This is a genomic window from Clostridium sp. AF50-3, assembly GCF_003477445.1.
Lineage (GTDB): Bacteria > Bacillota > Clostridia > Lachnospirales > Lachnospiraceae > Otoolea > Otoolea fessa.
In genome coordinates this window covers 114,902-129,061 of sequence record NZ_QUDH01000005.1, presented here as the reverse complement: position 1 = coordinate 129,061, position 14,160 = coordinate 114,902, and the positions used below count along the sequence as shown (strand labels likewise).

Genomic DNA, 14,160 nt, shown 5'->3' with positions numbered 1-14,160 from the left:
TTTATTCAAGGTTTTCCTTAAATGATTATTTCTCAGCGATTGCAGCCTGAGCAGCAGCCAGACGAGCGATCGGCACACGGAACGGTGAGCAGGATACATAGTCCAGACCAATCTTATGGCAGAACTCTACGGAAGACGGATCGCCGCCGTGCTCACCGCAGATACCTACATGAAGAGTCGGGCGCTCTGCTTTACCTAACTTAATCGCCATCTCCATCAGCTTGCCTACGCCAGTCTGATCCAGTTTTGCAAATGGATCGCTCTCGAAGATCTTCTTATCATAGTAAGCATTCAGGAACTTGCCTGCATCATCACGGGAGAAGCCGTAGGTCATCTGAGTTAAGTCGTTTGTACCGAAGCAGAAGAATTCAGCCTCTTTTGCGATGTCGTCAGCGGTCAGAGCTGCACGCGGGATCTCGATCATGGTACCTACTTCGTACTTCAGATCAACGCCTGCTGCTGCGATCTCCTCGTCAGCGGTCTTCACAACGATATCTTTTACATATTTTAACTCTTTCGCATCGCAAGCGAGCGGAATCATAATCTCCGGTTTTACGGACCAGTCAGCGTGAGCTTTCTGTACGTTGATAGCTGCACGGATAACTGCCTTGGTCTGCATAACTGCGATCTCCGGATAGGTAACTGCCAGACGAAGTCCACGGTGACCCATCATCGGGTTGAACTCATGCAGGGAAGCGATGATGTTCTTGATAGTCTCAACCGGTTTGCCCTGAGCGTCAGCCAGTTTCTTGATGTCCTCTTCCTCAGTCGGAACGAACTCATGCAGCGGCGGATCCAGGAAACGGATCGTAACCGGGTTGCCCTCCAGAGCCTCGAACAGACCTTCGAAGTCGCCCTGCTGATACGGAAGGATCTTATCCAGAGCTGCTTCTCTCTCTTCTACAGTGTCAGCACAGATCATCTCACGGAAAGCAGCGATTCTGTCTTCCTCGAAGAACATATGCTCGGTACGGCAAAGACCGATACCTTCTGCGCCAAGCTCTCTAGCTTTCTTCGCATCTGCCGGTGTATCAGCGTTGGTACGAACTTTCAGTCTTCTGAACTTGTCAGCCCATGCCATAACGCGGCCGAATGTACCAGCGATGGTAGCGTCTACGGTCTTGATCTCGCCCTCGTAAATATTACCGGTTGTACCATCAATGGAGATGAAGTCTCCCTCATTGAACTCTTTACCAGCTAATGTGAATTTCTTATTTTCTTCATCCATAGCGATGTCGCCGCATCCGGATACACAGCAGGTACCCATACCACGGGCAACTACGGCTGCGTGAGAGGTCATACCACCACGAACGGTTAAGATACCCTGAGCAACCTTCATACCGGTAATGTCTTCCGGAGAGGTCTCAAGACGAACTAAGACAACCTTCTCGCCCTTTTCAGCCCATTTCTCAGCATCCTCTGCAGTGAATACAACTTTACCGCAAGCAGCACCCGGAGAAGCACCTAAGCCTTTTCCAAGCGGAGTAGCTGCCTTTAATGCAGCAGCGTCAAACTGCGGATGCAGCAGTGTATCGAGGTTACGCGGGTCGATCATAGCGACTGCTTCTTCCTCTGTCTTATGGCCTTCATCTACCAGGTCGCAAGCGATCTGCAGAGCTGCCTGAGCAGTTCTCTTACCGTTACGGCACTGTAACATATAAAGTTTACGGTTCTCTACAGTAAACTCCATATCCTGCATATCATGGTAGTGGTTCTCAAGCACATCGCAAACCTTGATGAAATCTGCATATGCTTCCGGGAACTCCTGCTCCATCTGAGCGATCGGCATCGGAGTACGAACACCAGCAACTACGTCCTCGCCCTGTGCGTTCTTTAAGAACTCGCCCATCAGCTTCTTCTCGCCGGTTGCCGGGTCACGGGTAAATGCAACACCTGTACCGGACTCATCGTTTAAGTTACCGAATACCATCGGCATTACGTTTACTGCAGTACCCCAGGAATACGGAATATCATTATCTCTTCTGTATACGTTCGCACGTGGGTTGTCCCAGGAACGGAATACAGCTTCGATTGCTAATTTTAACTGAACAACCGGGTCAGACGGGAAGTCCTCACCTAACTGTTTTTTGTACTCAGCCTTGAACTGCTCAGCCAGAGTCTTTAAGTCAGCAGCAGTCAGTTCGATATCGTACTGAACACCCTTTTCTTCTTTCATCTTGTCGATGAGCTGCTCGAAGTATTTCTTACCAACTTCCATAACGACATCCGAGAACATCTGGATGAAACGTCTGTAGGAGTCATATACAAATCGCTCAAATTTCGGGTCCGGGTTGCCTGCGATCATCGCTGCAACTACCTCGTCATTTAAACCAAGGTTTAAGATGGTATCCATCATACCTGGCATGGATGCTCTCGCACCGGAACGAACCGATACTAACAGTGGGTTCTTCAGATCGCCAAATTTCTTTCCATTGAGCTCTTCCATCTTCTTAACGCCTTCCATGGTCTGTGCCATGATCTCGTCGTTAATCTTGCGACCATCTTCGTAATACTGGGTACAAGCCTCAGTTGTGATTGTAAATCCCTGTGGAACCGGCAGACCGATGCTTGTCATCTCCGCCAGGTTCGCTCCCTTTCCTCCCAGCAGGTTACGCATGGTCATGTCGCCCTCGCTAAACATATAAACCCATTTTGCCATAAGTATTTTCCTCCTATACTCGTTTATGTTTTACATTCACATATTTGTATTTATGTGAAAGATAAAAGCCATCGTGAATATTATAACATAAACTGCGGTCTAGTAAAGAGTTTTTTTGAATTCTTTCCAACTTTTTTTCGATCAATATATATTTTTTTGTAATTTTCGCGAATATTAAATGAGATGACTATCCAGAACAGTGCCTAATCTGCCCCAAAATAAATTTCGTTCTTTGCAAAATGCCAAAAATGTCACAAGCCCTCTCTAACACAAAAAGCAGAAACCATCTCCTGTTTTCTGGAATATGGTTTCTGCTTTTTTGTTTATTTAAAGATTAGAAACGGAACTTATCCTCAAAGTAGTTCTTTAACTCGGCGATCGGCACACGTACCTGCTCCATGGTATCACGGTCACGGACGGTAACAGCCTGGTCGGTCTCCGACTCGAAGTCGTAAGTGATGCAGAACGGAGTACCGATCTCATCCTGACGGCGGTAACGCTTACCAATGTTTCCTCTGTCGTCGAACTCGCAGTTGTAGTACTTGGAAAGCTCTGCGTAGATCTTCTCTGCTCCCTCGTTAAGCTTCTTGGACAGCGGAAGCACACCGATCTTAACCGGTGCAATCGCCGGATGGAAGTGAAGAACGGTTCTCACATCGCCCTCTCCGATCTCTTCCTCATCGTATGCAGCACACAGGAATGCCAGGGTTACACGGTCAGCACCCAGTGACGGCTCAATCACATACGGGATGTATTTCTCCTTCTTCTCATCGTCAAAGTAGGTCATATCCTGACCGGAGGTGTTCTGATGCTGGGTCAGATCGTAATCGGTACGGTCTGCGATACCCCACAGCTCGCCCCATCCGAACGGGAACAGAAATTCCAGATCGGTCGTCGCCTTGCTGTAGAAGCACAGCTCTTCCGGAGAATGGTCGCGCGCGCGCATCTCATCCGGCTTGATGCCAAGTGTCTGCAGCCAGTCGATGCAGTGCTGTTTCCAGTATGCAAACCACTCAAGGTCGGTTCCCGGTTCACAGAAGAACTCCAGCTCCATCTGCTCGAACTCTCTGGTACGGAAAGTAAAGTTACCCGGTGTGATCTCGTTACGGAAAGATTTACCGATCTGACCGATACCAAACGGGATCTTCTTGCGGGAGGTTCTCTGTACGTTCTTGAAGTTTACAAAGATACCCTGTGCAGTCTCCGGACGCAGATATACGGTGTTTTTTGCATCCTCGGTAACTCCCTGGAAAGTCTTGAACATCAGGTTAAACTGACGAATGTCGGTGAAATCATGCTTGCCGCAGCTCGGACAGCAGATGTTATTGTCATCAATGTACTGTTTCATCTGCTCCTGGGACCAGCCGTCTACAGAACCCTCGATCTCGATGTTGTGCTCTGCCATATAGTCCTCGATGAGCTTATCTGCACGGAAACGCTCTTTACAGCTCTTGCAGTCCATCAGCGGGTCAGAGAAGCCGCCCAGATGTCCGGATGCCACCCATGTCTGGGAGTTCATGAGAATCGCACAGTCTACACCTACGTTGTACGGGCTTTCCTGAATAAACTTCTGCCACCATGCACGTTTTACATTGTTTTTCAGTTCTACGCCCAGATTGCCGTAGTCCCATGTATTGGCAAGGCCGCCGTAAATCTCAGAACCCGGATATACAAATCCTCTTGATTTTGCGAGCGCCACGATTTTGTCCATCGTCTTTTCCATTTGTCTTGTCCTCCTGATTCATTTATCATTGTACCCGTCCCCGCCTCTTCTTTCGATATCTGGCAGATGGACGAATTTAACAATCATTCTGTTTTTTATCTTTTAAAAATCACATAAGCCGTGCCTGTTTCCGGCAGACTGACGGTTGAATCGTCTTTTAACTCGGTATTCGAACTGCGGTAAAGCACTTTTCCGCCGACCATCAGCGTCGCACCGCCCTCGCTCCGGACTGCCATGCCGCTCTTTTCATTCTGAACCGTATCCGTTCCGGCTTCGCTTCCATCCGCTTTTACCAGCTCACCCTCGGAAAACCATCCATCGGCAATCGCCTCCGAAAGCGGCTTTGCCTCCAGCGCCGTCAGGGAGTTGCTGGTGTCCTCATTGTCATTCGTCTCTCCGAATGCTTTCAGATCTTCAAAGGAAGCATAATCAAAGATCGCAGTCACCGTGTCTTTTCCCGCCTTCACACTTTTCAATGCTGCCGGCAGTCTCTCGGCATTTTTCTGGTTCTGTGCCAGCGCCCCGGCGCCTTTTTCTTCATTAAAATGAATCACTGCCGTCTCTAAATACTGCTTTAATTCATTCTCATCGACCGAAATACCGCCGGTCTGCTCCACCAGAGCACTCGACAGCGCCCCGTCTTTTGCCACATATACGCAGCTCTCCGAAGGGGAAAAGGCGGTTTCCCGTGAGCCACAGCCGGACAGCATCACACCCACGGTACACGCTGCCAGAAGAAATCCTCTTTTTTTCATTGCTCTTCCTCCCAAGCGCAAAAATGCTCCTACAACCAAGTTTTTATAGTATACCTGCTTTTCTATGTATTTTCAAGACTTGGACCTGAAAAAACGCATACTCGCACTTCCGTTTCCAGAGATACCTGCCTTTCAACCGTAAATCCTGCTTTTTGTCAGCGTCCCCCATTCAGGGTCTTCCAGATATCCGGACGGTACCTCCGCAACACGCGCGCCGCCTGATAACAGAGTGTCACTGCAAGCAGCGGCATACACACATACATAAACATCGAAACCAGCTGGCTGCCCGGAAATAGCAGCGCCGCCGCCTTATTGAGGAAACGGACCACCACAAAGTGCGTCGCATAGATAAAAAAGGTGCAGGTCATAAACGGTCTGACTTCTCCCAGCCAGCGCTCGTTTACCATCATCCAGATACCGATGACTGCCAGAAGCTGGTAGAGAACGATTCCCGGCACAAAATAGTGGGTATAATAGCTCCTGCTGAGCACGATTCCCACTGCCAGCAGGCACACCCCCAGTGCCGCCCGCTTCCACGACCATACCGCCTCCGCCCATTTTCTCCCGTGCAGCGCCGCATAGGCGGCAAAGGAATAATAAATCAGGCGTCCAGATTCAGCTCCGGCAGCGCCACCCCCTTGAAAAGTGCCACAAGCAGCACCAGCAGAAATGCCGCGCCGGTCCAGATATTTTTCAGAAACAGATACAGCACCGGTGCCAGCAGCACCAGCAGAATGATCTGATACATGAACCAGAACACCGGATTGAAGGTATACTTGGTGATCGCCTGCCATGCCCCGGACGTCGTGATCACCAGATCCGTCCGGTTGGCGATCGTCTGCAGTCCCGGAATCCGGCTCGCCGCCACATACGCCACGTAGTAGATAGTATTCCAGAGCAGGTACGGAACCAGAAGCGAATGCAGACGTTTATTTAATTTTTCTCCCAGCCGCTTCATCGTGAAGTTCCGGTAGAACAGGTAGGCAGACAACATGATAAAGCATGGGATGTCCACCCGCAGAATTTCCTGCATGACCGGGTACTGGAAATGCCACCACGGTGCGTCCTGCCCCAGTTCCGGGAAAAACAGATCCGCGTTGCCAGAATGCGTCCAGATGACCATGAGGCAGCAGATGAAATTGAACCAGGCGATTTTCTGGTGGAATTTGGCTTCTGGCATATAAACAGCTCCTCCCTGGATAGTTGTATGTTATGTAATCGTCTGCAATATCTCCAATGAGTGAAAACTTTTATCTACATACGCCCTCTTATTCCGCTCCACATTCGCCGCAAATTGTGCAAATGCATCTTCTTTCAGAAGAAATGTATACAACTTCTCGATCGGCGCGTAGATGACGTACTGCCAGGCGTAGCGTGCGGAGTCTCCGGCGCGCAGGGGTGGATCTTCGGTATATTCGCCGTTGATGACCATAATTTTTAACTCGAAGATGCGCTGTACAAGTTTGTTGGGGAGTGCAGGTTTTAGGAGGGCGCGGAAGGACTGGTAGAGTAATCGCAACATTTCTCTTGCCTCCAGACCTTCTCTTCCGAAATATTCGGCGAATTCAGCAAAATAGGAGGCGTAGCAGGCGCACTCAACGTCCTGTTCAAGTCCTTCGAAATAGTTTTCGATCTCCGCGCCATAAAGATTGTAGGCATCCCGCGTCTCAGAAAGTGTGAAGGTTCCAAATGCGAAAGGCCGGCTTGCCGCACGCAGCAAACTTCCAGTGCGCTTCGCCCCGCGGGCAAATGCCGTGATTTTTCCGCGGTCTCCCGTCAGGAGAATCAGACGTTTATCAAATTCACCGACCGGGGCTGCATAAAGCACCATTCCGGTTGTCTGTATCAAATCTCGCATGCAGCCCTTCCTTCCCTCACTTAAATTTCTTTCGGGTTATATCCGTAATTCTTCATATACATATCGCTGTCTCTCCACTCCCGGCGCACTTTAACCCAGAGTTTCAGGTTGACCTTCGTGTCCATCAGATTTTCAATTTCCATCCGGGCAGCGGTTCCGATACGTTTTAACATCGATCCGCCTTTTCCGATGATGATGCCCTTGTGGGAATCGCGCTCGCACACGATCGTTGCATCCACGTCGATGATGCCGTTTGGACGCTCTTTCATCTGGTCGATGACAACTGCAATGCCGTGCGGGATCTCGTCGTCCAGCATCCGAAGCGCTTTCTCGCGGATCAGCTCCGCTGCGATCTGGCGCATCGGCTGGTCGGTGACGGTATCCTCATCGTAAAACTGCGGACCTGCCGGGAGGTATTTAAAAATACTGCTCTTGACATCTTCGATATTCATCTCTTTGAGAGCCGAAACCGGGATAATCTCCGCAAAATTCAAAATATCCTTATATGCCGCGATAAAGGTCAGAATCTCTTCCTTCGATTTGACCGTATCAATTTTATTGATAACCAGAATGACCGGCGTCTTGATCTTCGAAAGCTGCTCTGCAATGTGGCGCTCGCCTGCCCCGATGAAAGTGGTCGGCTCTACCAGCCAAAGAATCACGTCAACCTCTTTTAACGTATTCTCTGCGACATTGACCATGTACTCGCCCAGCTTGTTTTTCGCCTTGTGGATACCCGGTGTGTCCAGAAAAATGATCTGTCCGCGCTCGTCTGTGTAAACCGTCTGGATACGGTTCCGGGTCGTCTGCGGCTTCTCAGATGTGATCGCGATCTTCTGTCCGATCAGGTGGTTCATCAGCGTGGATTTGCCGACATTCGGACGCCCGATCAGGGTCACAAAACCAGATTTAAACTCTTTTGTATCTGTATTTGCCATCTTGTTTCCTTTCACTTACATTTTATTTAGTTAAACAGATTCTTCACCGTCTTAAACAGATCCTGATTTGCCTTGACTTTTTCTGCATTTCCAATCGCACAGATGCTCTGCTCACTGAGCACTGCCCTGATAATCGGCGCCAGCTCCCGGATATCCTCTGGGGTAACTGCCAGGATCTCGTCTCTCTCTTTCTGGATCATCGCATCCGTCACGCCGGTAAACCAGGCCGCGTCGGCGCGAATGCCTTTGTACGGCGGCAGAAGCGGCGCATCAAGGTCGCTGATGGTTCCAATCACGAATTTCGTCATATCACGCTCGTCTGCCTCAAACTGCTCCAGATACGGCACGATGCCCTCGTAAACCTCATTCGTCTCGCGCAGGTTCGGATCGCGGTAGGAAACGAAATAGCTGTCGCCAAACCGTCCGGCTCCATTCATGACGCCGTAAGCGCCGCCCTTGACACGGACATTGATCCACAGATAATCATATCCGAGAATGACTTTCAGCGTCCGCAGCGTGCCCTTGTATGCCAGCCCTTTCTCCACGAAATTGCCGCAGCGCGCCAGATAATTGACCTGGGAGGAGGTCATGAAGCCCTCGTTTAAATTCTCTTTTTTCCACTCAAACGGATAAACGGTTCCATCGCCCTGTGGAAGACGTTCTTTTAAGAGCGGAAGTGCTACTTCAAGCCCTGCCTGATCGTCGGCTGCTGACGTGTAGCTTATCAGCATATTTTCTTTCGTAAACAGGCGTGCCGCCGTCTCTTTTAATTTCGCGATCACCTCGCCCTTTTTCTCCTCAAAGTGCTTTGCCGTCTCTTCAAGGAACTGGTAGAAGCCGATTCCGCCCGTGCAGTCGTCAAATGCCGATCTGCCGAAAAATAGGAGCTGGCTCTCATCACTGCCGCTGAATGTGCCGCCTGATTTAAACGCATCTGGCTCTTCGATTTCGTCTCCGCCACAATCTCGCCGAGACGTTTCTCATCATCAAGGATTGAATCAAGCAGAATCTCCGCGATCGCTGAAAATCCGAAGTCCAGCTTCTCGCACAGCACCCGGGCACTCGCGGTAAAAATACCGGTAAACGCGCCCTGTTTCCGGCTGTCCGCATAGGAGCTGACGCTGAGCGTGATACCGCCGGTATTTAAGTTGATCTCATCCGACAAATCGCTGTATGTGTGTTTCGTCGTATCGACAAATCCAAGCACTGCTTTCAAAAGTCCCACATACGGCAGATCCCTGGACGGTACATGGTCGGTACAAAACATCACGCGCAGATAACCGATGCCTGAGGTAAAGAGCTCATGTGCCAGCACCTTGGTTCCGCCAATCTCGCGCTCGGTCAGGATAAATTTCTCCGCCTCTTTGCGGATATCTGAGCGTTTCAACAGCGGAATCTTCTCTAAATCTTCCTTCGGGGACGGGGTGTCCTGATACTCTTTCAGCTCTTTTGTGCCATCCACGATCGCCTGAATCTCCTCCGCGCCCAGGCTCTTCTTATATACTTCCAGCTTTTCACGCAGCTTCTCATCCTCGATCGCCGTCAGTCCCCGCTTCGGGCTGACCGTGATCACCGCCTCAAACGGGTTATCTAAGAGATATTTGCGGATCAGTTCTTCAAAATATCCTTCCTTTGCTGCTTTTTTGAGGAATGCAAATGTCTCCTCATATTCCAGGTGCATCAGCGGATCGCCGCCGTACAGCCAGCTATCTAAGCACTGCAAGCCGTACATCAATCCTTTCGGCGCGTTGCCGAAATCTGCCTCACGGCTGCGGAATTCATAGTAGTTGATGCCCGCCATCAGGCTCTTCTGGTTGATGCCATCATCTGCCAGCTTCTTAAGCGTTGCCTTGACAGTCTTTAAAAACGCCTCTTTCTGGCTGCCATCCGCATTTTTCGCAATGACAGAAAAATATGGCTGTAAAATACCATTTTCATAGCTTCCCAGGATATCCTGGCCAATCCCAGCGCTGATGAGTTCTTTCTTTAAAACGGCGCCCGGCGCATCCAAAAGCACATACTCCAGGATCTGAAATGCCATGTAGAGAATCGGGTCAAGATCGTCGCCCACCACCGTATTAACCGACAGATAGGTTGCGTGATCCTCCGGCTCATCCTCAGTGATCGGATAGAAGATCTCACGGTCCTTCGGAGCGTCAAACGGCTTCTGGTAGTGAATTTCAGAATCCACCGGCTGACGGTCATAGTGGCTTAAATACTCACGATCCAGCCAGTCCAGCTTCTCTGCCATATCCATATTTCCGTACAGATAGATAAAGCTGTTGGACGGATGGTAGAATTTGCGGTGGAAATTCAGGAAATCCTCATAGGTCAGCTCCGGGATAACCTCCGGGGCGCCGCCGGACTCATGCGTATAGCAGGTATCCGGGTAAAGCGTGTTCTGCGTGTAGCGGTCAAGCACGCCCTCCGGGGAGGAAAATGCACCCTTCATCTCATTGTAAACGACACCGTTTACCGTGATCGGGCTGTCCGCCGACTCCATCTCGTAATGCCAGCCCTCCTGGCGGAAAATCTTCTCTTCTTTATAGATATTCGGATGCAGAACCGCGTCCATATAGACGTCCATCAGGTTCTGGAAATCTTTGTCGTTGCAGCTTGCAACCGGGTATACCGTCTTATCCGGGTAGGTCATCGCGTTTAAGAAGGTATTTAAGGAGCCCTTCACCAGCTCTACAAACGGATCCTTGACTGGAAATTTCGCCGAACCGCACAGGACGCTGTGCTCCATGATATGCGGCACACCCGTGCTGTCAGATGGCGGGGTGCGGAATCCGATGCAGAACACCTTATTCTCATCGTCATTCGAGAGTAGGAACACTCTCGCTCCCGTCTTCTTATGTTCCAGAAGAATCCCCTCGGAATTCAGCTCTTTTACATGTTTTTCGTTCAGGATCTGATAACTCTTCAAATCTTTTACTGTCATGCTGTCTTTCCTTTCTCTGAAACGATTCCACAGCGCATACAGACATCTGTTGAATCGTTACTGTTCACGTATACGTGAACAGTAACGTTGAATCGCACCTTTTTTCTTCTTTTTTTACAGTCTTCCCATAAATTTGTCTTTTAGTACGGCAAATGCCTCCCGCAGCCACAGGTGCACCGCCAGCACCGGGTCGCACGCAGCTGCCACGCCGACCGGCTCGATCTCCTGTCTGCGCGCGATCGCCTCCGCCCGGAACACATGGTAATTGCTCGTCAGAATCCCGATCCGGATGGTATCGCCGTCCGGGCGCTCACGGTAAAACTCCATCAGGTGTGCCCGCGCCGCCTGCGCCTTGTTGTATTCCTGCCGGTCGATCACCGTCCGGCTGAACTCGATGTTCTGCACCGTGTCGGAGGACTGGTCTTCAATCAGCAGCTTATCCTCCGGAATCCCGTTGTACTGTAAATATTCGTACATCGCCCGCGCCTCGCTGATCTCCTCGCCCGGACCTTTTCCGCCGGAAAGCACCAGAACCGTGTTCGGATATTCCTCCGAATACTCGATCGCCCGATCCAGACGCTGCTTTAGGGAATTGCTGATCTTGGTGCCGCGCACACGTGCTCCCAGCACGATCACATAGTCCGCCGGCTGTCCCGTCGCCGTAATGGCGCTCCAGCCGATCAAAACCTCCGTGATCACCAGAATCAGAAATCCCGCCGCACATACTGTCCCGACGGAAACGCCGATCCACACGGGAATTCTGCCCTCATGCTGGCTGCCAAACCACCATCCAGCCGCCAGAAGTCCCAAAAAAATCGCCAAGCAGGGCCAGATCAAGGCAAACGAAGTCGAAACACCTGAATAAATAACAATTATGATATAATATAACAGGCACAGGACCGCCGTTCCTCCTAAAAACCAAACCATCTGTCATCCTCCTGATGTCCATCCAGCCGCACCTTTACAAATCCAGCGCTTCGTCCTCACGCCGCAGGATATCCTGCGGCTCCGCTATACCGCCTAAGTCTACCCAGAGCTGCTGCTTCGGGTGCGGTGCGCTCTCCTGCGCGGTTCCATCCTCAGTAAAGATGCCTTTCACTTCCACACGCAGGTTACGTCCGTCCGGCTTCATGATCTCGATCGTCTCTCCCACGCTGAATTTATTCTTCTGCTCCAGATGAACCAGGCCATCCCCGCGCACAGCGCCGACCGTTCCCAGATAGGTGTACGGTTTTACATAAGTATTGCTTCCGTATACCTGCGACTCGGTACCCGGTTTATGGAAATAAAATCCGGTGATGTATTCCCGGTGGGTACATTTGCGGATCTCACTCTTATACCACTCCATCTTGGACTGGTATTTTTCCGGGCTTTCCAGATAATCGTCGATTGCGATTCGGTAGGTTCTCGCCACGGTTGCCACATAGAGTGCTGTCTTCATGCGTCCCTCGATCTTGAAGCTGTCGATTCCTGCTTCGACCATCTCCGGAATGTGCTCAATCATGCACAGGTCGCGGGAGTTGAAAATATAGCTGCCGCGCTCATTTTCATAGACCGGCATCCACTCGCCCGGTCTTGTCTCCTCCGCCACCGCATATTTCCAGCGGCACGGATGAGTACAGGCGCCCTGGTTCGCGTCGCGCCCCGTCAGAAAATTGCTGAGAAGACATCGTCCTGAATAGGAAATGCACATCGCTCCGTGGATGAAGCTCTCGATCTCCATATCCTCCGGAATATGTTCGCGGATCTCGCGAATCTCCTTCAAGGACAGCTCCCGTGCCGTTACCACGCGCTTCGCGCCCTGTTTATACCAGAAAAGGAACGTCCCGTAGTTTGTATTATTTGCCTGTGTGCTGATATGGATCTCCATCTCCGGGAGAATGCGTCTGGCAATCTCAAAAACACCCGGATCGGAAATAATCAGCGCATCCGGCTTGATTTCTTTCAGTTCTGTGAAATATTCTTCCACACCGGCTAAATCATCATTATGTGCAAAAATATTTGCTGTAATATATACTTTGACGCCGCGCTCATGGGCGAACGCAATGCCCTCTTTGATCTCTTCGTTCGTAAAATTCTTCGCCTTTGCCCGCAGACCAAACGCCTCGCCGCCCAGATAGACCGCATCGGCTCCGTAAAGGACCGCCGTCTTGAGGACGTCCAGGCTGCCCGCCGGGATTAAAAGTTCCAGTTTTCTCATGTTTTTCCTTTCTTTTATCGCTTTACACTTAACGCCACGCCATCCCCGATCGGAATGACAGACGTCTCAAATTCTTTCATGTGTGTCAGTTCATATAAATAATCGCGCATCCGCGTGTGGATCGTCCGGTTGCGGCGCTCGACCGCATAGCGGGATTCCACGATATCGCCGTCCTGTAAGACATTGTCCGACAGAAGAACGCCGCCGGACGGCAGCAGACGCAAAATCTGAGGCAGCCAGTGCATATACTGCCCCTTAGCCGCATCCATAAATATAAAATCATAAGGCCGGAAAGCGTCCCCAGTATCTCTTCCGCATCGCCTTCCAGTAAAGTAATGCACGGCTCTTTTCCTGCCCTTTCAAAATTGCGCTTGGCAATCGGTATTCTTTTTTCGTACTTCTCAATCGTCGTGATCCGGCAGTTTTCCGGCATCACACGGCTCATCAGTAAAGCCGAATAGCCCACAGCCGTTCCTACCTCCAGAATCGACTGCGGGCGCTTGAGAGCAATCAGTGTTTTCAGAAATGCGGAGGTCTCCCTGCGGATGATCGGCACGCAGTCAGCCAGCGCTTCTTCCTCTATCGAGTCGAGCAGCGGTCCGTTGCCCGCGTCCAACGACTGGATATAGGCGGTAATTCTGTCATTTACTATCACTTTTATCCTCCTCCGGGCTGGCGGCAGAAGCTGCCGCCTCATCCATCTCCTTCAGCATCTCCAGAGAAGTCTGGGCGGTGCTGAACTGATAGGTTCCCGGATATATCTTGTATTCATAAATCTTTGCCTGCAGCACAAAGACCACGCGGCTTTGAATCAAACCGACGCGTTCCAGCGCTTCGCCTGCCTCGGAGGTGCTTTCGCTTTCCTCGATGGTAACCGTTCTCATTCTTCCCGGCTCTGCCTCAACTGCGGTCGGGTTAAATATCTCATGCCCCAGCCAGTAACCCTTCGTTGCGCCCTCATAGAGCAGAAACAGTGTCAGTACCAGAAAAACGATCCGGAACACACTGTCCAGAATTGATACTGCGATATGGGGTTCCCCAGATGTCCGGCTCATATGCCACCTCCGTGCTGCTTTTGCAGTC

Annotated in this window: 10 protein-coding genes and 2 pseudogenes; all 12 read right to left on the bottom strand. The window is 50.7% G+C overall.

All coding sequences use genetic code 11. The features are described from left to right. Nucleotides 1–25: 25 nt before the first annotated feature. Nucleotides 26–2,659, bottom strand: a complete 2,634-nt coding sequence (gene ppdK / locus DW085_RS07640; protein ID WP_118492089.1) for a pyruvate, phosphate dikinase — start codon at nt 2,657–2,659, stop codon at nt 26–28. 334 nt (nt 2,660–2,993) lie between these two features. Continuing rightward, nucleotides 2,994–4,382, bottom strand: a complete 1,389-nt coding sequence (locus DW085_RS07635) for a glycine--tRNA ligase (protein ID WP_107001585.1) — start codon at nt 4,380–4,382, stop codon at nt 2,994–2,996. Between the two features lie 95 nt (nt 4,383–4,477). After that, nucleotides 4,478–5,137 carry a hypothetical protein gene (locus tag DW085_RS07630; RefSeq protein ID WP_107001586.1) on the bottom strand — a complete coding sequence of 220 codons (660 nt, stop codon included), beginning with the start codon at nt 5,135–5,137 and terminating at the stop codon, nt 4,478–4,480. A gap of 155 nt (nt 5,138–5,292) precedes the next feature. Continuing rightward, nucleotides 5,293–5,652, bottom strand: coding sequence for a hypothetical protein (locus DW085_RS07625; protein ID WP_118492087.1), 360 nt, complete (start codon nt 5,650–5,652; stop codon nt 5,293–5,295). Between the two features lie 86 nt (nt 5,653–5,738). Beyond that, entirely contained in the window at nt 5,739–6,317 is a 579-nt protein-coding gene (locus tag DW085_RS07620) for an acyltransferase family protein (RefSeq protein WP_118492086.1), read from the bottom strand. A 30-nt stretch (nt 6,318–6,347) separates the two neighbouring features. Further along, nucleotides 6,348–6,995, bottom strand: a complete 648-nt coding sequence (gene recO / locus DW085_RS07615) for a DNA repair protein RecO (RefSeq protein ID WP_022359740.1) — start codon at nt 6,993–6,995, stop codon at nt 6,348–6,350. 20 nt (nt 6,996–7,015) lie between these two features. Beyond that, complete coding sequence (gene era, locus DW085_RS07610) at nt 7,016–7,933, bottom strand: GTPase Era (protein WP_022359739.1); 918 nt, start codon at nt 7,931–7,933, stop codon at nt 7,016–7,018. A gap of 26 nt (nt 7,934–7,959) precedes the next feature. Next, a pseudogene (locus DW085_RS07605) lies at nt 7,960–10,877 on the bottom strand (insulinase family protein). A gap of 114 nt (nt 10,878–10,991) precedes the next feature. Next, the gene (locus DW085_RS07600) at nt 10,992–11,804 is read right to left on the bottom strand and encodes a YdcF family protein (RefSeq protein ID WP_107001589.1); all 813 of its coding nucleotides are present in this window, start codon (nt 11,802–11,804) and stop codon (nt 10,992–10,994) included. Nucleotides 11,805–11,838: 34 nt separating this feature from the next. Next, the gene (locus tag DW085_RS07595) at nt 11,839–13,077 is read right to left on the bottom strand and encodes a U32 family peptidase (RefSeq protein WP_107001590.1); all 1,239 of its coding nucleotides are present in this window, start codon (nt 13,075–13,077) and stop codon (nt 11,839–11,841) included. A gap of 14 nt (nt 13,078–13,091) precedes the next feature. Further along, nucleotides 13,092–13,732 (bottom strand): annotated as a pseudogene (locus DW085_RS07590) (O-methyltransferase). Further along, nucleotides 13,719–14,132, bottom strand: a complete 414-nt coding sequence (locus tag DW085_RS07585; protein ID WP_118472453.1) for an aminodeoxychorismate lyase — start codon at nt 14,130–14,132, stop codon at nt 13,719–13,721. The pseudogene DW085_RS07590 and the gene DW085_RS07585 overlap by 14 nt, the downstream one beginning before the upstream one ends. Nucleotides 14,133–14,160 lie beyond the last annotated feature (28 nt).